Here is a 25,652-nt window from a genome sequence, read left to right on the forward strand (position 1 = left end):
TAACAAGGTAGTACAGCTTGAGTAAATCACGCTAATGGGAGATCTATGCCCTCTAAATCTAATTATTAATACAATTAAAATATTCTAAAAATGCCATCAGAAACTAATTCATATGCCTTCTGTGCTAATTACAGTGATATAGCGGCCTGTTTGTTTGCTATTCAGACTTCGGAAGCAAACGGCTTGTTTGCGGCTGATGCACAGCTGTTAAAACTACTGCGTCTTTTCGAAAAGGACAAACTGAGAAAATTATATCTGCGCACGCTTAGGGTCTTAAAAGATCTTGATGCCAGCATGTATACCGGAGAAGATTTTAATAAAGACTTTTTTACCGACTCTATGATGGGCGACTTTGAAGACGAGGATTTTACTTATCTCGACTTTTGGGTGGGATTTCTGGACGACAGTAACACGAGTTACAGTGGTATGTTTCAGACCATCATCAATATTTTCGGAGAACTATGCCGCAGGCAAACCGAAGTCAGCGATCAGGACAAAACAGCAATAGCTGATGCACTTGTACCGATCCTGGATGCTTTTGAAGAGCTGCAGGCTTATCTGGAGAAAGCAGGATTGAGTCCCTGTGTAAACACCAATGTTTCCAGATATAATAACACAAAAGGTGTTTATCTGCAGGTTGCAGGATCTGACGGAACAGATGGCATTGCCGAAGGACTGCACCTGCGCTGGAGCCTGACGGATGATTTGGGCGATAATCACCTGCCGAAGGGAAACTATAACACTACTAGCGGGCAGTCTGTAGGTTTTAACAAAGCGGACGACTATATCCGCATCTCCAGGATCCCTTATGTGAATCAGGTGCGTTTGGCTTTGGATTTTGAGGCACAGAAGCCGGTGATCAGTTTTGAAAACAGAACCTGGACTTACCTGGTGAACCAGACTGTGAATGGTCAGCAGATCAGTAACCGTATCCGTTTAAAGTTTACCAATACTGCTTTGTATGATCAGTTGGCAGCCTTGGTAAATCCCGAGACTTACTTTTTCAATTTTCTGAAGCAGTATAGCGGAGAGATCAGCATCACGGTGGTGGACAAACCACTGTTTCTTGCAGGATTTGATTTCCGCAGATCGGAGAACACTGGAAATGCAGTGTTGAAAGTAGAAGGATTGTGCCAGCTCCCGGGCAATCAGGAAAATATTCATATCAGAAAGACAGTTGTGCTGGATACGGCGACGACAGTTTCGGATGAAATAAAGGGCGACAATATGGTTAGCCTCAGGGTGAAAACATATGGAGGAGGTTACCTCCAGGGTTTTTATGCGGAAACTTATGCCGACTTTCTAAGTACAAGAACTGAGGAAGACTGGGCGCCGGTAGGTAGTGGTTTCGCATTGTCTGTTGCGGATGAACTGGTGTATGACCGTCTGGAGAATGCGCAGTATCCGGTTGATAATTTATGGCCGCAGTATAATAATGGAACAACCGTTCGAGTAGCAAATTACCAGGACAGATGGGCAGTTTCCCGTCCGAATGAACCTTCACTAAAAGAGGTGGTATATACTTATCTGGAACTGAGTGAAACAGATCCGAGAGCGGAAGATGTACTTCGGGATGAAGGTACGGGAGAGGATATCCCCGGGTTGTTGGTGAGTTATCTGGATCTGCTCAACATGCAGACGATGGATTATCATATGGCCAGAATGCTGGGTATGGGACATATAGATACACCTGCAGCAGCGCAGCCTACCGATAAATTTGTTTACCGCTTAACCTATACTAACCGCAAATGGATGGGCAGTACTGAGATGATGAACTATTCTTATCTCAGTCTGCCGGTCTCCAAAATGGATAAACTGGTGCCGCAGAAACCTCAGCTCAGGGCGTTAAAGTATGGACTTCCGGTAGTAGACGAGGAGATTAACAATGTATTTGATCAGGATGGATATACCAGTATGGACAATATCCGTGCGGTTAATGTTGGCCGTGAATTATTTATAGATGAAATAGAGGGTTATAGTTTCTTTGCAGACACATCTGTAGTGAACATGAATGTATTTGAACATTCAAAACCTGTTCTTTATGGGATAGAATATCGTGAGGAAAATCAGACTACTTATGTTAAACCGGAGATTACAACTGGAAAGGCGATGGGGACTGTGTACAATGCCTATGATCCGGATTTTCCTGAAAACGGTATTCCCGAGACAACGCCTGTACCGGATAATGAAACGAGTTTATACCTGCATTTCGAACGCGAACGCGGAGTTCACCACTATGCCGCCTATGGAATAAACTGGTTTGGCAGGTCGTCTTTGCTCAGTGATGAAGTAAAAACGGATTCAACAGTATTTCGTGTGAAAAACGCGCTGCTTCCTCCTACAGATGTCACTGTGCAGTATATCCAGAAGGAAGAGTCGCTGGTATTTACCACCAGTACAGAGCAGGAATGGCTGAAAGGCCGGGAAGAAAACTTCCCTGATCAGGATGTGAACTTTACGCGACTTACGTTCAACTGGCTGGATATAGAGGATATTTCCAATTTGCGCTCCCCTACAATAGAGGAACTCAATAGTGTCGCGAGACCGGACAAAATGAAAGCCTATTTTAAACCTGGAATGCCAATGGAAGTTACCGGTGTGATCCGTGATCTGGTTCCGGTTCCGGGTTCTGACACCCAGCTGCAGGTACATGCCGGAAGTTACGCTACCATTGATGGTACGATTGTGAGTCCCGCTGTTGACCCTTCCGCATTTTTCAGATTTAAGGACAGCCTTTTGTCGGCCGCAGATGGTCAGTATCGTGTCGTATCGATCAGCGCAGGTGCCAACTGGCCGGTAATTACGATAGAAAAGGCGTTAACAGTAACTGCTGCCGATGATGAAACTGCTCCCGGAAATTATGGTGCGCATAAAACCTACACTGTGCCTGATATCGGTAGCCGCTTCTCTATAGTCGAAAATTTAAGTGAAGCAGCCAATTGGGAAGCCGTTGCTGAAGATATTTCACTGGTCAGTTTTGCTGATGCAGGCAATCCTGTGATTGAATCATCTGCCGATACTGAAGGGAATACCACAACGTACTGGATAGGTGGGATTACAGCCAATGCGCAGGTAATACCTCTATTTAGCGACGCTGAAAATCCGGGAGAGATGCCAGGTTACTATCAGGTGGTGTTTGAAGGTGCCGATGTACTGGCTCCTCATCCACAGATCAACCTCCCTTTTGATCCGGTACATCCGGATAAAAATGCGCCATCAGCTTTATCTAAGGCACATGTGGAGTGGTATAAGGGATGGATCAGAATGGCACCTGCAAGTGGTACTGATAAATTATTGCTGCAGGTGGTTACGATCGACCAGAGTAGTGATCAGCTGATCGTTTATCTCTATGATCCTAATTATGCAGAGGGGCAGATCAATGTTTCTGCTTCGGCACAGGACCTGAAGGAAGTTAATTTCCATCCGGGATACAGGGTTTATCTTTTCCCTGAGCCTGCTCCGGAACATAGCTTTAACGGAAACCATATTTTGCCCGGAGAAGACGAAAATAACAGAAAGAGTCTGATCGGAATTCAATCCGCAGATACCCGTGAGGGAAGAACCGGTTATGTTTCAAAAGTATCTCTGCCGGCAGTATTACTGGCACGAAGAATTGATGAGCCGGTACAGATGGAAGCACCGGAATCAATGACGTTAAAAGTAAGGCCCGATGCAACAGGTAAGGCGGCGTTCACTTTTGATATGGAGATCAGACCCGATGCCAGAGGAAGGGCGCGGAATCCATTCGGTTTTATGTTTTACAGGACTACAGATGTAGATATACTGGAGGCCTTATATGCACCTGAAACTATAGTGAGTATCTTTGAGAACCTGAATTCGCTGACATCAGATCCTTCGTATAAGGAGAGATTTCTGGAACTGGCCAATATGGTATTTGATCCTGCAAATCCTGCGCAGTTCAGGGTGTTTGAGGCTACACCGCAGGCCTATGGTTTCCCGGTGCCAGACAAAGCAGGATTGGCTGACCCGGAAGACGATCAAATACTAAGGTCGCAATTATATTATAATGCCATTATCGGTACGCTTTTGCCACTAACTGAACAAACGCCTGTTTTCAATTTTATTAAAGAGGGATTGCAGACAGAAAATAAGTTAGCGGTGATCAGGGATATCGATGGGAACCTGCTGAGTGCTGCAGATCCTTCGTTTAATCCTTTCCCGATGATCAGGAAATATACGAAAGCAGCAAAGGTCAATTCTACCTTTATCCGTTTTACAGATTATCTCCTAAACGGATCATCAAGGAGTTTGTACTTTTTTGCGGGTACAGAGATGACAAACCAGCTGATGCCAGGCGTATTGAGTCCGTTTACTGGTCCGGTAACTATTTTACATACTGCCCGTTCTGCCGCACCGGTGATCAGGAAATTTAGTCTGGCAGCACCTGTGATGGTTTCCGATAACACGGCTGTAACTTTTCAGGTAGCAGCTATGTCGCCCGAAGACCACATCTCTAAGATCAGGGTGTACCGGACTACAGATCCCTCGAAAGCGGGTGTATTGCAATTGATGGATACTTTCTTCGATGTAGAAATTACAGCCGGAGCACCAGAAGGGTATGAGGTGACCGACCACTTTAATGATATAGCAGTTCCAGTAGGTCAGCCCGTCTATTATACCCTTGCAGGAATCCGAACCATAGTTAACGAATTAGAAGAAGACGAAGAGGTGATCTCAGAGCCATCCGCAACAATTACGGTAAACCTGATTGATACGGTTAATCCGCAGGCACCGGAACTGACCTATACAGAAAGTACCAATGTGCTAAGCTGGCAAGCTACTGCAAATAAGGGTACATATTACCTTTTTCAGCAGAACAGCAAAGGTAACTGGGCCAGGATATATACTGTACAGCCAGATGACAGCAGCGAAATGATGGAATATCTACTTCCGCAACCGCTGGTACTTCAGGATGAAGATGGAAACAGGATTTACTACCGCTTTAAGGTACAGGCACAAAACGCATCAGGATTATTAAACTTAACTGAAAAAGAACTGACGGTCTAAACTGCAGTAATCGTTTCAGCGATCGAATATTTCAAAATCACAACATATAAAAACAAATAACATGGAAGAGAAAAAAGAATTAACGCCTTTAGCAGCATTTGAAATCGTTTACAGAGCAACAGGTACATTACAACTAAACCGTGCAGACGGTCAGTTATTAGACAATTCTTTAAGGGTGCTGGCCGGTCTGTTGCCTCAGGAAACAGAAGTACCGGTAGAAGATTAATTTGTGCCGGAAATCACATAGGGAATTAATAGCCCCAATTCATTAATACATTATTTCCATTCAGATCATCGCTTTATCAAAGCGATGATCTGAATCAAACAATAAAAGACAAATTATAGTTATGGCACAAATACCACCTATTGAAGATGCATATATCGATTCAATTATCAAATCTGGCGGGGCATATCAGCCTTCGTTAACCAAAACTCAGGGCGTGAAGCTGCGGGAACTGATGAAGTTACTCAGGGACCGTTTTGAACAGGAGATTACTACCTTACCTGCGATTATTGGGGTGAAAGCTCAAAATTTCAGACTCAGCAGGGTTTATATCACAGATAACTTTGGTGGTGAGGCTAATGCTGTTTCTATTTCAGCGGGTGAACTCATACACTTCGAATACAGCAATGCCGATGAGCAAAATGTATGGCAATTACAGCCATTAGTTCATGGTGGGCTTGCACCAGAATTATTATACTATGTGTATTGTAAGTGTTCTAAAATTGATCAATCTGCAACTTACACCGTAACCACTGAAGAAATTAAACCTGAAGATGAACCAGGTTTTTACATGTTCCTCGCAGGGGTTCTTTATCCTGTATTGGATGGATACCGGGACAGCGATTTTACAAACGGAGTAGCAGATATCACTGGTGGGCGTATCAAAATAGGGAAAATCCTATCTAGGGATGGACAAACCGGTTTTGATCTGGATAACGGAACGATTTTCGGAAAGATTACCTTCCGTAATAATGCTGGTGACCTGAAAGATATAAAAGAGGTAGAAACGATCGCAGATAACGCTCAAGCCACTGCTAATGATGCGCAGGTATCCGCGGAAACTGCAATCGCCAATGCTGCAGCTGCTCAGACAAAAGCAAATAATGCAAAAAATCAGGCAGATACTGCATTGGAGGGACTCAATGCAATTGCTAATGATGGGATACTTGATATTAACGAAAAAACAAATTTAAAATTAGACCTTCAGACAGTTAATATAGAGTCTGCTAGTGTCATTGCTCAGGCGACAAACTATGGCATTTCTTCAGCTACTTATCAAGCGCGTCTGGGTGATATTCAGTACTGTTCAGATAATGTCTGGTATATTGCTACACCTGTAAACACAGCGGTTAACCGAGCTGACTTTAATATTATCTGGTCGGGATATTACGCAGCCAGGCAGGCAATTTTCACTGCAGTTACTAATCAGGCTAAAGCTATCGCAGACTCAGCTCAATCTTCTGCCACAACTGCAACTAATAACGCTGCCAACGCCCTTACTCAGGCTAATAATGCCAGATCTCAGGCCGAATCAGCCTTGCAGGAGCTGTCCGACATTTCTAACGATGGTATATTAGATATTTCTGAGAAAAATGATATAAAGCAGAAATTTCTGGCCATTCAAGGTGAATATGCGGGAGTATTAGCGCAAGCTGCGACATATGGTGTTATCACTGATTTTTATAGATCCCGTTATTTAGATTATTTAGCTGTTTACATTCCGCCTTTGCTGGCTGATATGTATGTTAATTCACCTGTAGACAGGAATCTTCTTAATAATTGGTTCGTTGAATATTATAATGCTCGTCAAGCGGTATATACGGCAGTTTCAGATGCTGCGAAGGCTAACGTGGATAACATCAGTGTAGGTGGAAGGAATTATTTCCAGCGACTTACACCATTAGAAGGTGCAGGTGGATTAACTAATGTTAACCATGTAATTAGTGGAGATCTGGGATTGAGTCCATGGTCAATAAGCAATGGAATATTTTCAGTAGGAACACAAAATCAAGTCGGAGGATTGACAATACATAATGCGATTACTTCTAATGGTGAATGGACTGTATCGGGATATTTAAGAAGCAATACAACATTACATGATATCAGAGTTGATATGTGCGACGGACCTTATCAGGTTCTGAATTACGATTCAACCGGGGCTGACTGGCAATATTTCGAATTAACTTTTAATGTTTTTAATTATACTACTGAACTTTATAATTTCGTAGACTTCGCAAATATACCATGGGTATATTTTACACTACAAGACCTCAAGGTTGAAAAGGGAAACAAAGCTACTGACTGGACAGCCGCACCTGAAGATTTACAAGCATCAATTGATCAAGCCAATCAAAATGCGGTTAACAGTAAAAATGAATCAATTGCTGCATCAAAACTCTATGCAGATGCCCAGGATATTCTCACCAGGACTGAAACAGCAGCATATGCTGATGGAATAGTTGATGCAGAGGAAGCGCGTGCTATAGCTGATGCTCAGACGAAGCTTAGTGAAGCAAAGGCAGATTCTACAATGAAGGCAAACGCAGCAGAGGCAGAAGCGAAAGCATTAGCGAAACTGCTTGTAGACAATATTAATGTTGGCGGAAGGAATTATTTCAATAGAAATACAGTTATACAACCTGGATTAGGATCTAATAATATTGTCAGAACTGAAAGAGGTTTTAATGTGATAGGGGTTGATGCGAATGTTGGATTAGTAAGGTTAATTGATGTTATTAAGTCAAACGGGTATTGGACTATAAGTTTTGATGTATCAGTTAATGCAGTCTTATGGCAAGGAAGTAAGGTTGAAATTAATGATGTTGGCGCAATGGAGTTTGACGCTCCTTTAAATCCAAATAAACAGCATGTGGTATTAACTATTAATGTTCAAAACTGGACAGCAGGAGTTTATAATTTCGTTGACTTATTTGATTTATCAGGCCAAACTTATTTCTTCGATAATATTAAAATCGAAAAAGGCAATAAGGCAACAGACTGGACTGCCGCTCCTGAAGATTTGCAGGCTGATCTTGATACTGCAAAAATGCAGGCAGCTCAAGCGAATCAGGCTATAGCTGATCTGTCAAACGACAATATCGTAACGCCAATCGAAAAAAATACTTTATCTCAGAAATATCTGGATATCACCAATGAGTACGGTGTATTAGTTACTCAAGCTGACACGTATTTAGTGGATAGTAGTGTTTACAGGTCCAGGTTTTTAGATTATTTAGTACCACATCTTCCAGGTATTTTGGCTGACATGAACAGCAATTCTGCGGTTAACGGAGCTTTTCTGGATGAGATTTTCGCCGAGTACTATAAGGCTAAAATCAGCCTCTTAAAAGCAATTACAGATGCCGCTAACGGCAAGATTATTCAGAACATTGACCTGATTAATGGTAAGAATTACGCATCAGGTAAAATGTTGTACAGGGATCCGGAATTTGCTCAAGGTGTAAATGGTATTAATGCATATAATAATACCGGCGATGGAAGTGTAACTGTAGCAAGGCAGTATCTATATGGTGCACCCAACAGATCCGAATTTGTCCTGCGTCTAAACCTTTCGACCAGTGCTTCGCCTAATTTGGGTGGGATTTATTTTGCCACTCAATCACGTGCTAATGCTATTTTTATAGTAAGGTTTTATTTGGCTGGTTTAGTCGGTCAGACTATAGAGTTTGCCAGTAATGCATACGGTGATGGCGGATCTTTTAAATGGAATACTTCCAATGTTTTAGTCGGTGGATGGCAGGAAGTAATTGGTACAATAAAATGTGGATCTGATGGGTCATTTAGTAGCACCGCATTTTTTCATTTTACAGGCAACACCAATCCGGTGTATTTAGCTTCTGCTACTGTTTATGACATGACGGCTGCTGAAGTAGATTATATTGCAGATGCAACAGCAAAAGCAAATGCTGTACAAGCGAATCTAAACAATGCAGTAACAACATTAAATAAAGTTGTTTCAAAAACAGATTTCCTATCCACTCAAATTGATGGTAATATCGTCGCTACCGGAACCCTGATTGTTGGCGATGCCGGCGGTAATAATAATGCAGGTATAACCGGGGTCGTGGATAATGCATCTTCATCCGTTAGATTTTGGGCAGGGTCTTCATATGCTGGAAGAAATCTCGCACCATGGCGGGTACTGAATAACGGTAAATCGTATATGACGAATGTAGTCATATCAGCAGGGACAACGGGACGAAGAGCTGAGCTTGATAGTGCGAATAATGTATTCGCATTCTTTGATGATGCAAACAGATCGTTGATGTCTCTTAAAGACAACGTTGCCACATTTACTGATGATAATAGTGCTCAAACACAACGACAATTAGCGGGTATAATTTTCAATAAATATTATAATTCAAATTCAACAAATCCAGACATTGTAAATATCACTGGTAACGGTGTTTATTCGAATGCAGGTACAGCTGCTGCACTGAACAGTAATGACCCGGGAGCAGGTACTTCTGTATTTGCATCTGTGATTGGTTACGTGAGAAGGGCTATAAGCTATTTAGCACCAGGCAGTTTTCATGCAGGGATAGCAGGACTGGCAAACACGCCTAATAGTACAGGTGGCTACTTCAAACATATGCAGGGTGGCACCGCCTTAACCATAGAAGGTCAGATCGTTACGAACGGCAGGAGAGGTCTTTCCGGGGTAGCCTACTGTTCTAATGTAGGGAACAATGTATACAATGGAATAGAGTTCAGAGATGGACTTGCGGTGGCGTCTGGTCAATACAATCTTAGCAGCCGGCCTCCCGGATTATCATAAATAAAAAATAAAACACATAAATTATGGCACAGATACCACGTATTGAAGATACATATATTGATTCGATCATAAAGTCGGCTGGAGCATATCAACCATCATTAACTAAAACTCAGGGCGTAAAGCTGCGAGAGTTGATGAAGCTTTTTAGAGATCGGTTTGAACAGGAAATCACTACTTCAACAAACAATTATTATAACAAGTCGGAAACAGATGTAAGATATCCATTAAAAACGTCACTTGGATCGTTTGCATCTCGCAATACTATCAATGGTAATGAAGTGTACACTGACGGGAATTATAGTCAGTATGATATAGGTACGGCTCAAGTGTTGCGCTGGAAAAATTATGGAAATGCACATGTTATTTTTGATGCTTCTGCAGGTAAATCTCCATCTGGTAGTACGATAAGTAATGTCAATCCCAGTAATCCGTGGATTGATACCTATCCTACATTAATGGGATGGAATGGTACGCATACTTATGGCGTAAGGGTAGATAGCTCACGAAATTCAGATAAATGGAACGAACAACAATATGATGGTTCTACTTATTGGTCTGGAACCGGTTTTGGTTTGTTTTATGATAATACCGTCGATAAATACCGGCCGGCACAAAAGGCTACTGTTCAATCCTGGCTAGGTCTTGGCTCAGCTTCACATGAAAATGCAGAATATCTGATGCGTACCTATGCTCCTTATATAGGTAATAGTACGGGTTTAGTAGCTGATTTTAAAGGCTATGGGGGGCTAATGACTTTTGCATATTCAGATTCCGGTTCGCCGACAAATGGTACAATGGCTGCATTTTCAGGTAATTTTGCAGATGGACGTTATTCGCTTCAAATACAAGGTGGTTACATGGATAATACATTCTGGTACCGTAACAGAAATGGGGATACAGGTACCTGGAATGCCTGGAATCAAATATTTCATACCGGCAATGTACCTTATCTGAAAAATTCCCTTGGCTTAGGATCGGCGGCTTATTTGAATGCAAGTACGGATCCACTTAATGGAGATATTGTAAGACGAACTGGGGATGGAGATTTGTTTGCAAGATATTTTGCGACATCAGCCGGGGTAGAGGGCAGTTCAAATTTGGCATTGGCACAATTTATTGGAACGAATGGTTCAGATGGCTACTTAAGACGTTATGGATTTGACTCTATTCAGGCTGCTTTGGGGATAACTCCTGGGGGTGAAACATTACAAAGTGTTAGAGATAGGAATTTTTCCATTTATTCAACAGACAATAGCAATACCTCGTATACTGCAGCGGCGTTTCAAATTCGTGAGACTTCACAAGGAGGCGGTAGCTCATTCCTTCCACCGCGAATGGCATTTCATTGGAGCGGTGTTGTTGCATCCCAGATTGGACTGGAGGCAAATGGTAGAATTGCCATCCTAAATAACCCCGGTACTGCTTATGAAGGCTTAAACGTAGGAGCAATACAATCAGATGCCGGTGTTATGGTTTCTGCCGGGTATAATGTTGGTTTTGGGTTGGAAGATGGTTTTTCGATTGTAAGGAGACCAGGCTACACAGGATTTAATTACAGGAATACCGAGAGAATGGCAATTACCCCAACCGGAATAGTGGTGCAGGGCGAAGGTTATTTCAGTAATGGTTTATTACAGGTAAACAATGTGGATACAGCAATACCTACACTAGGAGCAGCAGGCGGTTCATTTCGAATGACTTCACACGCAGTATACGGACTTTATGCCGGAGTGCAAAGTAGTGGTGATGTATTTATGCAGGTACAGCGTAATGATGGCGATCCTACTGTTTACAACCTAAAATTACAACCGAACGGAGGTAATATTAATATTGGTTCAAGTTCTTCGGCAGTTTCGAAATTAAATATAGAGCGATCAGTCGCTGGTAATTTTAAGGGTATTTCCATAACCAATGGTGATGTAAATAATGGTTCAGGTACATCAATAAATATGGGTTTCCAGGCAGGTACAACCAATCCATATGGAATAAGACTGGTACAATCGGGTAATCCTACTCAAACGAAGTCAGGTAGTTTTGATATACAGAGTTCGACAGGAAATACTGATGATACATGGACTAGTCGCTTATTAATTAATGCCACCGGTAAGGTTTATATAGGTACCACAGAAGGAGGGGAACAATTGAATGTCGGCGGATGGATCAATACGATGGGTACTTGTGGCTGGTTTAATGGAACCTATCAGGGTGGTATTTACATGACTGACCCCACCTGGGTGAGGGTGTATAATACTAAGGCATTTTTAGTAGATAACCAGGTAAGAGCAAATGGTTTTGTGAATGCTGATGCCGGATTCGGATTTAAGTCTCATAATTTCCGCGGAATGATAGGTAATTATGATATTCAGGGCAATACCGAGATGATGATCTGGACAATAGGTGATCAATGGAATGAAATAAGTACGCATTATGGTATAGGCTATCAATACCATTCTAAATACGCAGCTAATCACCAGATCGTTTTTAAAAATGCCGGGGTAACTCATGCTTCAATTAACCTTGAAAATGGTAATGCGCATTTTGACGGAACAGTTTATGCTTCATCGGGTTTCGGCATAGATGGAAATAATACAGTTTCAGTACCGGAGGGATCACCAATGACTTATGTTGGTTATCATGGACATTCCTTCAGAACATTGAATAACAGTCAAATTGCCCAGATAGGAAACGGTTCAAATAGCTTGGATAGTGTTTTCAATGGCCGTATTACAGCACCTGTGATCAAAATAAACAATCAATTAATCATACCAACCTCCCGGCCTTCAAATCCTGAGCGTGGTTCAATCTGGATAGAATAATGGGAGCACCGATTTCAGTATATAAATCTAATTCATTGAAAATTATGGGTATAGATAATGTTTCAGATGTTACAATGCTAATGTCGCCACTTCAGACCGATAAGTCAACAATGATGAACCGTTTTTATTTGGATGGCTTGTTCTCCGTAAATCTGCCCGATGGGACAGATGGGGTAATTGGGTATTGCCAGATTGGATCTGCGAATTACCATATGCATAGCGGAAGTAGGCAAAGTAATTTAAGGATTTTTGATGGGGGTGATTGCTTGTTATTTAAGGATGCCGGCTTAAACACACTGGCTTACGGTTTAATAAGTCAGATTTTAACTACTCATGCAAATCATATAAAAGTGATTACAACATTCAGTTCTTCCTTTTACTCAGGTTCAACAGAACGCGGGTATCAGGTAAAGGGCAACGATAATGTATGGTATACGCATGTATCTGAAAACACCATAATTCCCGCACAGGGTTTAATTACGACTACGGACATTGTGAATACTGTGTTTGAGACGGCGCAAACTATAGCTATAAGACCGTATATAATAAATGAGGAGGGCACATATTATGGTGCAGTGCATTCATTTTTTGGTACCGATCCGATTGTATCCTTAGACGCTCAGATGAGGGGGACGCCTTGTACTGCTGGAACTAATATGTCATTTTATATGCGTAAGGAGGAGGCCGGCAGGCTGGATAGTTTAACGAATACAGGTCAGAACTCCGGTATATTCGCGTATTTAGATGATCAACTTACGCAACCTTTACTATCAGGGTATTATGCCATCGGAAGTAACCCCTTTAGTGTGACGAACGGAATGTTTACCCACTGGGTGTACTGCGCACCACCAGTTGCTCAAAAAGACCTTACAATATATGTTGAGCAAGTTATGGATGAATTTGAGAATGTGAGTTACACAGCTTCAGCGACATTAAATACTGGCTTCAGGGATTTTCCGGTCACTATTAGTGGAGAAATTGGTGCTTATAATCAAAATGACAATCAGATTAGTGGAAATTCTGGTAATGGAAGCTTCTATATGACTATAGATGCTGGTACGAATGGCGCATACCAAACGACAACATTCAATCCTTCGCCTGACGCTGCCTATTGCAGGGCAACTAATCTGAGTATCTCTCCAGGGGGACTAAGTTTTGAAACACCTCCAGGATAGGATTTAACTGGTTACAATAAATGCAGATTAAGTGTATATTATGGTGGTATCTCTGGTACCACCATATTTGTAAAAGTATTTTACATGGTTGATTACTTGAGTTTTACGCTTAATTGTCAGTGGAAAATTGTATGTTAGAATAGCAATTTACCAAATATGAACTTGAAAAAACTTTTACTGCTGGCTTTAATGGCAACAGTAATGCTGCAGGCACAGGCCCAACTGAAACTGAACACCAAACTTTTCAAAGCAAATGGCGAGGCAAGTATCGCCGTGCAGAACCAGCTGGTAGAGATTACATGGCCTGCAGGCGGAGCGCAGTTTGGAAAGGTACAGTTTGATCTGTCGTCCTCGACTCCTCTTTTTAAACGGATTTCACTGGGTACAAAAGCTAAGCCGATTATTGCTTCGGAAGAACTTGATCCATTGTTCTTACTTAGTATAGGGAAACGCGATTTACTGTCGCAGAACGGATGGAACATATTTTTCGATAAAGTGCCATTAAAACCTTTTAAAACGTATCCGATTGTTCTTACTAAAAATGCCATTGCCATAGAAACTGTGGGTAGTCGTACAGTCGTAAGGATTGGTAAGCTCACAGCCGACAGTTTCACAGGCGTCTTGGAAATCACCTTTTACAATGGAAGTCCGCTATTTAATATTGCAGCTGTAATGTCAACCAAAGCTGATGCGACAGCTATTGTATATGATGCAGGACTGGTCTCTAAAACGCAAAAATGGAATAAACTTTCCTGGATCAATGCAGCTGAGCAATTGGATTCCGCCACAGTAAATTATAATGCTGCTGCCAGTAACCTGGCCGTAAAATACCGTAGCATTGCGGTGCAGGGCAATGGCGGAAGCCTCGCAGTCTTTCCTGCTCCGCATCAGTATTTTTATCCGCTGGATGAAGCCTTTAACCTCAAATTTATCTGGCATGGAAAGCAGTACCGGAATAAGGTTGATGGTTATGGGATCGGTATCCGTCAGGAACTGGAAGGCGACCATCGCTATGTGCCCTGGTTTAATGCACCACCGGACAGTAAACAACGGCTGAACTTTTTCTGCCTGGTCACTAATACAAATAATGCTGATGCCTTAAATGCTGTTAAGAAATTTACCAATGCAGACCGCTATGTGTCTATTCCTGGGTTCAAGACCATGTCCAGCCACTTTCATAATGAGTTTATCATGAATGTAGTATTGGCGGGGAAACCTGTTCCGGAAAAACCGGAGTTTGTAGACGTGTTTAAAAGAATGGGTGTAGACATCGTCCATCTTGGTGAATTTCATTATACTGCCCACCCTAAAGGGCCGGATTCACTCCGCTTGAAAGAGTTAAAGACGCTGTTTGAACAATGCCAGCGCTTGTCTGACTCCAGCTTCCTGTTGCTGCCGGGTGAAGAACCCAATGAGTTCTTTGGTGGCCATTGGATGAATATTTTCCCAAAGCCTGTATATTGGGTGATGTCACGTAATAGCGAACAGCCCTTTGTTGAAAATAGACCCGGACTTGGGAAGGTATATCATATTGGCGACAAAAACGATATGCTGAAGCTGCTGGAGGAAGAGCAGGGACTGGCCTGGACGGCACATGCCCGTACCAAAGGTTCGGTGAATGCCCCGGATATTTATGCGCATGAAGACTTCTTCAAATCAGACCGCTTTATGGGGGCCGCCTGGAAAGCGATGCCGGCCGACCTTTCACAACCCCGCCTCGGGAACAGAGTGCTGGACTTACTGGACGATATGAACAACTGGGGAGAAAAGAAGACCGTGATTGCAGAAGCCGACTTGTTTTCGATTACACGGGAGAACGAGATGTACGCGCACATGAACGTGAATTATATGATGCTTGACCGACTACCTGATTTTACTGAGGGATGGAGACCTGTGGTAGAGGGCATGCAGCAGGGTAAATTCTTCAGTACCACCGGAGAAGTATTGATGCATGAATTAAAGGTAAATGGGAAATTGTCAGGGGAAACACTACAACTCAAGAGCGGAGGTACAACTAACGTGAGCTTAAAACTCAGCTGGACTTTTCCTCTGAATTTCGTGGAAATCATATCGGGCGACGGCAAAAAGGTTTACCGTGAAAAAATAGACCTTAGGAATACAAAGGCCTATGGCACGCAGGAATTCAAGTTCCATCCTAATTTGAAAGGCAGAAAATGGATGCGTGTAGAAGTATGGGATTGCGCAGTGAACGGTGCTTTCAGCCAGACTTTTTATCTGAGATAAACTCGCTGGTTTTTTAGGTGGGGAGCTTCATTTTGGTTACAACCTCATCCGATTCAGTTACAACAGGAAATCCAGGCAGCTGCACCTTTGTAAGGTAAATAACAACCGAAATTATGAAAACTATTTTTATCACCGGTGCATCAGCCGGATTAGGCAAATCAACTGCTAAATTATTTCAGTCTAAAGGATGGAAAGTAATTGCTACCATGCGCAGACCTGAAGAGGAGAAGGAATTAAGCCAGATGGAAAATATAACCTTGCTGCCGCTGGATATCACGAATGCTGAACAAATCAAAGAAACTGTACAGCAGGCCATTAGTTTGAGCGACATTGATCTGGTTTTTAATAATGCAGGCTATGGACTGATTGGTCCTGTAGAGTCCAACACCAAAGAGCAGATCAGGGCACAATTTGAAACCAACTTTTTTGGAACAGTTTGGGTTATTCAGGAATTTATACCTTACTTTAAAAATAAGCGCAGTGGCTTGTTTATCAATACCACCTCACTGTGCGGATTAACATCCAACCCGCAATCTGCTATTTACAACGCCTCAAAATGGGCATTACAGGGATTAGCGGAGAGTATGTCATATGACCTTGCGCAATTTGGTATAGGTATTAAAAATGTAGCTCCGGGTGGGATAAAAACGGAATTTACCAAAGCTATGCAAGTAACAGAAGATAAAGACTACGCAGACACGATGGCGAAAATGATGGAGGGGTTTCAGGATGGCACATTAATGGAATTTACCGAACCGGACGTGATTGCAGAGGTAGTGTACCTCGCCGCAACGGATGAAAAAGATCAGTTAACTTATCCCGCAGGAAACGATGCGGTGCGGATCTATGGCAAAAGACTTGCACAGGGGCCTGAAGCATTCCGTAAGGATTTAACAGCCTACCTGAACCTGAAAAGTCCATATCAATCGGTTACAGTTTAAAACGACGATAGGGGATGGGTAATACATTTTATTCATCCCTTTTTTAACTCATTCAAATGAAAATAGCACCAAAACAACCGTTGTTTTTCAATTCGATCTCAGCACTACATCAGGCGCTGGGATTACCGAAACCGCTGCATCCACTGATCAGTTTGGTGGATTATAGTGATGTTAAAGCTGATACGGCGGATTTGCAGAAGGGAATGGTATTTAATTTTTATAAAATTTCGTATAAAAAGGATTTTACCGGAAAAATTAAGTACGGGCAAAGTCATTATGATTTCGATGAAGGTGGCTTATCATTTTTTTCGCCCAACCAGGTGATTAGCGCATTGGAAAACGAAGCAGACTATGGAGGTTATACTTTACTGATACATCCGGATTTTATTTTGGGTCATCCCCTGGGGCAACATATCAGGAATTATGGCTTTTTTGAGTATGGTGTGACAGAAGCTTTGTACCTCTCAGATAAGGAAAAGAAGGTGATCATCGGAATCTTTGAAAACATAGGAGCTGAACTTGAATCGGCTATTGATCAGATTAGCCAGGATGTTCTTGTCTCACAGGTCGAACTGCTCCTGAATTACAGCAAGCGTTTTTACACCAGACAGTTTATCACACGTAAAACGAGTATTAACGATCTGCTGGTTCGTTTTGAAGCCACGCTCTCCGAATACTTTGATAGTGATCAGCCATCTTTAACTGGTTTACCAACGGTTGTCCAGTTGGCAAGCCCGTTAAATGTATCTCCTCATTATCTAAGTGATATGCTGAGGACCGTTACCGGCCAAAATACGCAGCAGCATATTCACGAAAAGCTGATTGAAAAGGCTAAGGAATTATTGACAGTCACTAGCTTAACGGTTAGCGAGATTGCCTACAAATTAGGTTTTGAACATCCGCAATCCTTTAACCGGATGTTTAAGAAAAAAACCAAGCTATCACCGCTTGATTTTCGGCAGTCATTTAATTAGGATTTATCGGCCGATCAAAATACTGGCGAAGTTCGAAATATGGATGAGACATATAATAGAGGAAAGGAATATTGAAAAACTGATTGACGAATTAAAAAAGTGAGTTTATTGGTTTAAGATGGAAATCAGGGCCATTTGCAAGTAGAATTTACAGATAATTTTCCTGAAGGTAAAGTTGGTGGAATGTTTGATCTTACATTCAAAGATGGAAAAATTGAATTTGTGTTAGCAGATTTAATCTCGTAAACAATGAATGACCACTTCTGGCATCGCGAGAAATAACTAAGCGTATTGTCTTTGAAATGTTTAAAATTACACGAAGTTAAAATATAGGTAGGGCTATAGTCCGCTTGGGGTCGCGTCTGGATCAGTACATGCTCTTAGCATCATCCATCCATGCTGAGTCCATGCTTTTCAACTAAGTAATACTTTGGAAGCAGTATTGACGCAACCTGATTTTATCATGAACGGATTAAGCGCCTACCCAAAGCACGCTATGAAGGAACTAGATATGCAAAAAGCATTAAACCTGTCGGACCTTAGGTTCAATGCTTTAAAAATAAGTTTGTTAGCTTAGACTGATCCGGGGCTTAATTTATCGGGTGACAAAAACTTCTCTTAAATCTTCTTTAACGAAAGTAATGAATAACTAAAGCATAGCTGTTAAACAATATATATGTATACAGGGCTGATAGCAGGCAAGAGATAAGATTTCCTATTTTTCCCATGATTTAAGGCTTATTTGATATGGGAGGCATTAATGATCACTTCTGCTACTTCTGCCGGTTTGGAAAGCATCACAACGTGGCTGCCGGGGATATGATAAGTGGTCGCACTTATCTTCTTTGCCATTTCGGCTTCGAGTTGTGGCGATATGATAAGATCATTATCAGCTACGATATAGGAACTGGGTTTGTTTTTCCAAGCCGCATGGCTAATGTTGGCTGTTAACGTACTTACATGGAAACGACCCTGGACGGCGGCTAAGTTTTTGGCTTCCTGCAAAGGCAAGTCCTGCGCAAAATATTTGATGATCGTTTCTTCCTTCAGACGAATGTATCCGTCGGTTATTAACGGATCGGAAAATCCAGGTACGTTTGGTATCCTTTCCGCATATGCTTCTCTGCTGAGACTATCAATGCTTTGGCCCTCGCCAGGCGCATAGGCTGCAACATACACCAGCGCCTTAACTTTTTCATTGTTACCGGCCTCTGTAATGACTGCGCCGCCCCAGGAATGACCTACCAGCACAACTTTTCCCTTAACTTCTGAGATGGCACGTTCTACTGCTGCGACATCATCTGTTAAAGAACTGAGCGGATTTTGAACAGCAATCGCCTGATAACCCTTTTTTTGAAGAATCTGTATCACTTTATTCCAGGACGAGCCATCTGCAAAAGCACCGTGAACCAGAATAATTGTCGCTTTTTCCTCCTGATCAAGTATTGGTTTTTTCTGGGCTATTCCCGAAAAGGAAGCGTGTATCAGCAGGATCACAAGTGCTGATACGGTCATAGTGATGAATTCTGAATTTCTTGTTTTCATGATTTTCGATTTTAATTTCAGACATAATAATTTTTAATCCGGGTTAGTGAGTCAGTTGCTCAACTCGGTATCCCCTAAAAGACCACATGGTTGACGAAGTCGCTTAGCAACAGAAGGATTAGCATTATGTTGACGAAAGTATCTGATTTTTATGACTATACAGCTCATTTTGCCATCACCATGATAATAACTGTTATTAGATGAATAATCTTTTCAAGGTGTTGTTTTTCAGTTATTTGTGCTTTGTTTCTTCAGTGTTGTGAACAGGGATTTGCAAAACGGACTGCATCATTGTTTATGACTGTTAACACGTGCATTTATGCCTTAAGCAAAAAGGAAACAGACTGTTGCTTACTCTTATTTTTTAACATTTATCTTATGAAAAAAGAATTTATATTGATTGCGGTAACAGCCTTATTTGCTTGTAATGAGCCCCAACCGGTTGCGCCAGCTCTGAGTAGTGTAGTTGCTGACAGTATCAAAACAGGTGGTAATAGACTCATCACCGTTGATGGCAAATACAAGGTGTGGACTAAAAAGGTTGGAGATGGAAAAATTAAAGTCCTGCTATTACATGGAGGGCCGGGTTTTTCACACGATTATATGGAGTGCTTCGATGATTTTTTACCGAAGGAAGGCATCGAGATTTATTACTACGACCAGTTGGGTTGCGGTAATTCTGACATACCGGCCGATACGTCTTTATGGAACACCCCCCGGTATGTCGAAGAAGTAGAGCAGGTACGAAAAGGTCTGGGGCTGGATGGTTTCTATATCGTAGGGCATTCCTGGGGAAGTATGTTAGCTTTGGAATACCTGGATAAATACCAATCCCACGTAAAAGGTGTTGTACTTTCAAATATGACTGCGGGTATTGGCGACTATATTACTTACACAGCTGGCCTTAAAACCAAGTTGTTTAGTACCCGTGACCGGGAGTTGTATGATTCCCTGGATCGGCGTAAAGCTTATGCAACACCGCAATACACGGAACTTTTGATGGATAAACTTTATACCAAAGTGATTTGTCGCATGCCTCTTGACAAGTGGCCGGAGCCATTGATGCGCGCATTTAAAAAAGCTAATCAAACAATTTATGTGCAAATGCAGGGTGTAGACGAATTTCATGTCACCGGTAACTTTAAAAACTGGGATTTTTGGTCCAGACTGCCCAATATTAAAATTCCTGCATTGGTATTGGGTGGGCTCCATGATGAAATGAATCCGGCGAGTATGAGAAAAGAGGGAAAATTACTGCCAAATAGCCGGACCTACCTATGCCCTGATGGGAGCCATATGTCTATGTATGATGACCAGCAACGCTACTTTAATAGCCTGACGACATTTTTGAAAGAAGTAAATCAGGGCACATTTAAGGCTGATCCCAAATAAAAGAGCAGAGCGTATATCGCTATCGCGGGTTCCAAATTACATGAATGTGCTAATATCATTTATCAGTTATATAATATACAGCTATATCTATTCCAGTCGAAATTTGATTCATGCAACCTGAACATAAAAAACAATTTTTTCCAGACTCTGGTATAATTCCTGGTATAGCGTGTATGCTGCTAATGTTCCAGGCCTATCTTGTCGCTCCCTTACTTCCAACGCTGGCGAAAGATTTCGATTCTTCTTTGGTAAACCTTGCTATACCTGCATTTGCAATCCCTTTTGCCATTGCTGCGGCAGGAATGGTTTTTTTTAAGCCTGCAGTAGATCTCCGGAAATGCTTTTTAATATCTCTGGTGCTACTGTGTGTAGGTACCTATTTGCTCAGTATAACTACGTCCGCAAGTACGTTTTTGCTGGTTAGGGTTCTGAAGGGTTTTGGTACAGGTTTCATGCTGCCCTCGGCTTTACTATTGGCTGTAGAGCCTTATGGGAAAAAGCGATCGCTTGAGCATATGGTTTTGATCATTTTTGCGTTGGCGACTGGTATGACTTTCGGACCGAGCTTAGGGGGCTGGTTAAATGGTGTAATTGGCTGGCGATGCCTTTATCAGTGTATCACGATACTAGTGGCATTACTTTTTCTACTTTATTTTCTGAGGGAGAGAAAACAGGATAATGGAATAACTCCTTTCGTGAGGAAAGTGGCAGGAAGGATAGGATCTGACTGGAAAAGCAGATATATCTACGGCTTTGTATATTTAACAGGTGTGTTTCATTCAGGTGTATTTGTCTGGATCAGTTACTATTTTACGACACAATACGGCCTGGATGAATTTCATATTGCTACTGATTTATTCATTTTCGGCCTGCCTGGTTTTGTTGTTACCATTTTGATGTACCGTTATCAACTTGATAAAAAAGTCATTACCATACTTTACTTTGCACTTGGACTCACCATTGCCGGTCTGGCGGTATTGATGGGGAATTTGCCATTATGGCTGGCGGAATGCTTGTTGAGCATTATATCCGTAGGATTTGGGTGTAGTCAGCCACTTTTTATAGGAATACTTAAACTGCCAGCCCGGGGTGTGTCAGCTTTAAGGCTTGTCGCTAAAGGTTCTGGGATTCTATTTGCAGGCTATGGCACAGGGCCTTTAATAATGAGCGCTTTACTTAACGTTAATTTGGGGGGCGCTATGGTTTTATTGATATTATTAGTGTTAGCACTGGCTTACATTTCCCCACGCGTGTGGGTTGCTTCCCGGCTGCTATAGTCTGTTACTTAATACCAGAGCACTTAAGCGTAAATACCTGAGCCGGTAAATTTTATTCTGGCGCTACTGTGAAGCAATTATCATTTTAATTATAAAGCTTATGAATTTTCTAATCGCAGAAGTCTGATTATTTAATAATTCTCTGACTAAATTGCCTGCAAATAAAGGGTTGTTAATGCGGCTGTTCATCACATCAATGGTATCAGCCCGTAAAAAGACAAGTTATTGCTAATAAAATGATTAATACTATGGAACAAAGAGTACCACTACCGCCATTTACGCTGGAAACGGCAATGGAAAAGGTTTAATTAGCAGAAGATGCCTGGAACAGCTGCGACCCTGAGCGGGTTTGCCTTGCTTATACGATCGATACAGAATGGCGTAACCGGTCAGAATTCATTAATGGTAGAGAGGAAGTAAAAGCCTTTTTAAACAACAAATGGCAAAAAGAGCTTAAATATAAGCTGAAAAAAGAACTATGGAGTTTCCTGGATAACAGGATAGCGGTAAGTTTTAAATATGAATGGCAAGATGTAGCCGGACAATGGTACAGAAGCTATGGTAATGAATTGTGGGAATTTGATGAAAATGGTCTGATGCGAAAACGTTATGCCAGTATCAATGATCTCGCCATCCGAGAAAGTGACAAAGCATTATGATCTGATGAGGAGACGAGGATTATGAACTACGAGCAGATAGCATTTACGGAAGCGGTGAAGAAATTACAAGAGTTATATGGGAGCCGTATGGCTTACGAGAGGATGGAAAAAGGTTACGGTGAAGAAGGCTTTACTGCAGCCGAAGTGGATTTCATTAACAATAGGGATAGCTTCTATATGGCCAGTATCAGTCAATCGGGTTATCCTTATATACAGCATCGCGGAGGGCCAAAAGGTTTTGTTAAAGTGCTGGATGACTGCACAATCGGGCTGGTCGATTTCAGTGGTAATAAACAGTATATCTCTGCAGGCAATGCGGCCGACAATTCTAAAGTGTCGTTGATCATGATGGACTATCCGCAAAGAGCCCGGCTGAAGTTGTTCGCAGATATAAAAATCGTCGGAATCTCGGAAAATCCTGATCTTTTTCAACTGATGGACCCTGAGGAGTACCAACACAAGGCGGAAAGAATGTTAATTTTTTCGGTAAAAGGTTACAGTTGGAATTGCCCGCAACATATCACCCCGAGATATACCGTAGAAGAAATAGAGTCAGCATTCGCGGAGCGGAATGGATATGTACAATCTCTTGAGGAAGAGCTGAGGCGTTTGCGGATGTTGGGTGGCAAATAAATTTCATTTGTGCCGGAGCCCACCAAGCCAGCTGATCAGCAGTAATAGTGCTCAATAATTCAAAATTATCAACGGACTATCAGGTTTGCTTGCCGCTAAGTGGCAGGTCAACCTAATAGTCAGTCATATGAATTTCCAATAGTTTTTTCGTGACAGGCCGCAGTATGAGCCGAGGGAATGAAAAGAGCAGATCTCAATTTACCGGTGACAACAGCTCCGCACACACCGGCCAGTTCCTGGCTACAATCTCTTCCAGGTATTTGATCTCTTCCGGATAGGCAGTAGTTCTACGTTTCCCAAAATAAAGGGTGTTTTCAACCGGCGGACTGCCTTCCCAGGCCAGCCTTACTGCATTGGCTGCAATCCCGCTACCGCAAAGGAAATCAGGCACTACTGCAAAACCTTTACCATTGGAGAGGCAGCGCAGGATTGAACCAAGAGAGGGTAAAACATATTTAGGCCTGAAGCTCGGTAAAGTATCAAAGCTGGCAAACCAGAAACGTTTAAGGTGTTCCATCTCAGCCGCTGTGGTATACCAAATCTGACCGGAAAGCCACTCCTTTAGTTCCGTACGTTCGTCTTTCAGTACAAGTTCATCGAGTTCAGTGGTGTCCGTCTGGTTGCCACAAATCAACACGATCCGCTCTTTAGTGAACGGCTTATATTCAAGATTATACTGCGTGCCTTTCTGGGGAGTCAGGATGAAGTCCAGGGTACCGCTGTTCAGCTCCTGGAGCATTTGAGGGTAATCAGCGAACCTGGTAATCAGGTTAAAGGGTAATTCGGAAATATGTGCTTCGAGTATATGCTGGAAGATTTCTATTGACATCCCTATACTAACTGTCGGCTTTTCTACCTTAGATTTACGGTGAAGATTATGCTCTGCCTCTTCGAGCTTGTTGATATGGTCTATAATAAAGTTATAGAGCATAGTCCCACGCTCTGTCGCTATCATTTTCCGGGTATCCCTGTCGAAAAGACGGTGACCCGCATACGATTCCAGCGAACTTAAATGAAGACTGACCCCTGGTTGGGAAATAAATAAGGCCTGTGCTGCTGCAGACAATGTTCCTGCTTCATAAATGACTTTAAAGGTTCTGAACCATTCTAAATTGATCATTGCTTGTATGATTTAAGGTGTTTAATTTTATTTTAGAGGTAGTAGCCCTACTTATATTTAATTGCTGCCCAGATCATTTAGACGCGTTCATTCAGCCAAATTAGGATATCCCGGAAGACGATTCCTTTATACTTGTCATTTAGCAGGTCATGATAATGGCCTTCATATAATTTAAGCTGTTTGTCAGCCGAAGATACATGTTCCATGAAATACTCGCTCCCTGCGGGCCTAGTGGCTTTATCTGCCGTGCCATGCAGTATAAGGATGGAAAGTTCAAGTGAGTTCATTTCTTCTTTCAAATATTCAGCTGCAAGTAAAAGTTGCTGCATGGTTTTGGCGGGCTGCTTCTCTTTTTCCAGCAGGGGGTCTTTGTGCATTTTAAGCACGAGTGATGGATCACGTGAAAAATCCTGATTATTTAGTTTGATCAGCCGTGTATGCGGTATGATGCGTGCCAGAAACTTAATTGTCGCAAGGATGAAAGCAGGTGCAGGAATCTGAAATGCAAAACTTTCTGAAATAAGACCCCGCAATTTAGGCTGGTTCCGAACAGCATAAGAAGACGCAAAAACGCCACCTGCGCTATGACCAAACAGAAATAGAGGCGCCGATGGACATGCGGAACTGGCAATCTCTATTATCCGATCAATGTCTGCAAACACGTCGTGATAATCCCCGATATAGTATCGCTCGCCCTCAGAACGTCCACGACCTGCAAGATCCATCGCGTACACTTCAAATCCATTTTCTACAAGGCTGGCAGCAAATTCAAGATAATATCCACTGTGAGAATTTAAGCCGTGAATGATAAGGACAATACCCTTCGGCTTAAATTCAGGTATCCAGTTTCGATAAAAAATATGCAGACCTTTCTGATTAATGAATGTTGCTGTTTGTGGTTGATTTTTCGATTCCATAATTACAGCATAGTCAAATACATGCCGTAAATATTAAAATGCATAGTTTCACTATTTTTTTTAATTAATTTACTGATAATCAATTATTTGAATGATGTTGTAAAACAGAGTAAAAAGAAGATACCTGAT

General features: G+C 42.0%; 14 protein-coding genes and 1 pseudogene. 12 read left to right on the forward strand and 3 right to left on the reverse strand.

Going from position 1 to position 25,652, the window contains the following annotated elements:
• Window positions 1-90 precede the first annotated feature (90 nt).
• From OQX62_RS13560 to OQX62_RS13595, 8 genes are all read left to right on the forward strand, one after another.
• On the forward strand, window positions 91-5,028 hold the full coding sequence (locus OQX62_RS13560) for a hypothetical protein (RefSeq protein ID WP_265832074.1): 4,938 nt from the start codon (window positions 91-93) through the stop codon (window positions 5,026-5,028).
• A 61-nt stretch (window positions 5,029-5,089) separates the two neighbouring features.
• A complete protein-coding gene (locus OQX62_RS13565) occupies window positions 5,090-5,254 on the forward strand; it encodes a hypothetical protein (protein WP_265832075.1) in 165 nt (54 codons plus the stop codon).
• Window positions 5,255-5,375: 121 nt separating this feature from the next.
• Window positions 5,376-9,830, forward strand: a complete 4,455-nt coding sequence (locus tag OQX62_RS13570) for a hypothetical protein (RefSeq protein WP_265832076.1) — start codon at window positions 5,376-5,378, stop codon at window positions 9,828-9,830.
• A 23-nt stretch (window positions 9,831-9,853) separates the two neighbouring features.
• Complete coding sequence (locus OQX62_RS13575) at window positions 9,854-12,646, forward strand: hypothetical protein (protein ID WP_265832077.1); 2,793 nt, start codon at window positions 9,854-9,856, stop codon at window positions 12,644-12,646.
• Window positions 12,646-13,821: a hypothetical protein gene (locus OQX62_RS13580; protein ID WP_265832078.1), complete on the forward strand. Its 1,176-nt coding sequence runs from the start codon at window positions 12,646-12,648 to the stop codon at window positions 13,819-13,821. Before OQX62_RS13575 ends, OQX62_RS13580 begins: the two co-directional genes overlap by 1 nt.
• A gap of 156 nt (window positions 13,822-13,977) precedes the next feature.
• Window positions 13,978-16,065, forward strand: a complete 2,088-nt coding sequence (locus OQX62_RS13585) for a hypothetical protein (RefSeq protein ID WP_265832079.1) — start codon at window positions 13,978-13,980, stop codon at window positions 16,063-16,065.
• 113 nt (window positions 16,066-16,178) lie between these two features.
• On the forward strand, window positions 16,179-17,006 hold the full coding sequence (locus OQX62_RS13590) for an SDR family oxidoreductase (RefSeq protein ID WP_265832080.1): 828 nt from the start codon (window positions 16,179-16,181) through the stop codon (window positions 17,004-17,006).
• Window positions 17,007-17,062: 56 nt separating this feature from the next.
• Window positions 17,063-17,980, forward strand: a complete 918-nt coding sequence (locus tag OQX62_RS13595; RefSeq protein ID WP_265832081.1) for a helix-turn-helix domain-containing protein — start codon at window positions 17,063-17,065, stop codon at window positions 17,978-17,980.
• 738 nt (window positions 17,981-18,718) lie between these two features.
• Here the strand turns inward: OQX62_RS13595 and OQX62_RS13600 are convergent.
• Window positions 18,719-19,495, reverse strand: a complete 777-nt coding sequence (locus tag OQX62_RS13600) for an alpha/beta fold hydrolase (RefSeq protein ID WP_265832082.1) — start codon at window positions 19,493-19,495, stop codon at window positions 18,719-18,721.
• 408 nt (window positions 19,496-19,903) lie between these two features.
• Here OQX62_RS13600 and OQX62_RS13605 point away from each other — a divergent pair, with 408 nt between their 5' ends.
• The 4 genes and pseudogenes from OQX62_RS13605 (at window position 19,904) to OQX62_RS13620 (ending at window position 23,486) form a co-directional block, all read left to right on the forward strand.
• Window positions 19,904-20,917: a proline iminopeptidase-family hydrolase gene (locus OQX62_RS13605; protein ID WP_265832083.1), complete on the forward strand. Its 1,014-nt coding sequence runs from the start codon at window positions 19,904-19,906 to the stop codon at window positions 20,915-20,917.
• Between the two features lie 173 nt (window positions 20,918-21,090).
• Entirely contained in the window at window positions 21,091-22,194 is a 1,104-nt protein-coding gene (locus tag OQX62_RS13610; protein ID WP_265832084.1) for an MFS transporter, read from the forward strand.
• A 323-nt stretch (window positions 22,195-22,517) separates the two neighbouring features.
• A pseudogene (locus OQX62_RS25115) lies at window positions 22,518-22,853 on the forward strand (DUF1348 family protein); the annotation flags it as partial.
• Window positions 22,854-22,874: 21 nt separating this feature from the next.
• Window positions 22,875-23,486, forward strand: a complete 612-nt coding sequence (locus OQX62_RS13620) for a pyridoxamine 5'-phosphate oxidase family protein (protein ID WP_265832085.1) — start codon at window positions 22,875-22,877, stop codon at window positions 23,484-23,486.
• 193 nt (window positions 23,487-23,679) lie between these two features.
• Here OQX62_RS13620 and OQX62_RS13625 read toward each other — a convergent pair whose 3' ends face one another.
• Together OQX62_RS13625 and OQX62_RS13630 are read right to left on the reverse strand one after the other, a co-directional pair.
• Window positions 23,680-24,606: a LysR family transcriptional regulator gene (locus OQX62_RS13625; RefSeq protein ID WP_265832086.1), complete on the reverse strand. Its 927-nt coding sequence runs from the start codon at window positions 24,604-24,606 to the stop codon at window positions 23,680-23,682.
• A 77-nt stretch (window positions 24,607-24,683) separates the two neighbouring features.
• Window positions 24,684-25,523 carry an alpha/beta hydrolase gene (locus OQX62_RS13630; protein ID WP_265832087.1) on the reverse strand — a complete coding sequence of 280 codons (840 nt, stop codon included), beginning with the start codon at window positions 25,521-25,523 and terminating at the stop codon, window positions 24,684-24,686.
• Window positions 25,524-25,652: the final 129 nt, after the last annotated feature.

The sequence above is a fragment of the Pedobacter sp. MR2016-24 genome (assembly GCF_026239655.1).
Taxonomy (GTDB): Bacteria; Bacteroidota; Bacteroidia; order Sphingobacteriales; family Sphingobacteriaceae; genus Pedobacter.

What these genes read in the sequence shown, in the direction of transcription:
- OQX62_RS13560 (WP_265832074.1), top strand. Translation starts at nt 91, where the DNA reads ATGCCATCAGAAACTAATTCATATGCCTTCTGTGCTAATTACAGTGAT.
- OQX62_RS13565 (WP_265832075.1), top strand. Translation starts at nt 5,090, where the DNA reads ATGGAAGAGAAAAAAGAATTAACGCCTTTAGCAGCATTTGAAATCGTT.
- OQX62_RS13570 (WP_265832076.1), top strand. Translation starts at nt 5,376, where the DNA reads ATGGCACAAATACCACCTATTGAAGATGCATATATCGATTCAATTATC.
- OQX62_RS13575 (WP_265832077.1), top strand. Translation starts at nt 9,854, where the DNA reads ATGGCACAGATACCACGTATTGAAGATACATATATTGATTCGATCATA.
- OQX62_RS13580 (WP_265832078.1), top strand. Translation starts at nt 12,646, where the DNA reads ATGGGAGCACCGATTTCAGTATATAAATCTAATTCATTGAAAATTATG.
- OQX62_RS13585 (WP_265832079.1), top strand. Translation starts at nt 13,978, where the DNA reads ATGAACTTGAAAAAACTTTTACTGCTGGCTTTAATGGCAACAGTAATG.
- OQX62_RS13590 (WP_265832080.1), top strand. Translation starts at nt 16,179, where the DNA reads ATGAAAACTATTTTTATCACCGGTGCATCAGCCGGATTAGGCAAATCA.
- OQX62_RS13595 (WP_265832081.1), top strand. Translation starts at nt 17,063, where the DNA reads ATGAAAATAGCACCAAAACAACCGTTGTTTTTCAATTCGATCTCAGCA.
- OQX62_RS13600 (WP_265832082.1), bottom strand. Translation starts at nt 19,495, where the DNA reads ATGACCGTATCAGCACTTGTGATCCTGCTGATACACGCTTCCTTTTCG.
- OQX62_RS13605 (WP_265832083.1), top strand. Translation starts at nt 19,904, where the DNA reads ATGAAAAAAGAATTTATATTGATTGCGGTAACAGCCTTATTTGCTTGT.
- OQX62_RS13610 (WP_265832084.1), top strand. Translation starts at nt 21,091, where the DNA reads ATGCTGCTAATGTTCCAGGCCTATCTTGTCGCTCCCTTACTTCCAACG.
- OQX62_RS13620 (WP_265832085.1), top strand. Translation starts at nt 22,875, where the DNA reads ATGAACTACGAGCAGATAGCATTTACGGAAGCGGTGAAGAAATTACAA.
- OQX62_RS13625 (WP_265832086.1), bottom strand. Translation starts at nt 24,606, where the DNA reads ATGATCAATTTAGAATGGTTCAGAACCTTTAAAGTCATTTATGAAGCA.
- OQX62_RS13630 (WP_265832087.1), bottom strand. Translation starts at nt 25,523, where the DNA reads ATGGAATCGAAAAATCAACCACAAACAGCAACATTCATTAATCAGAAA.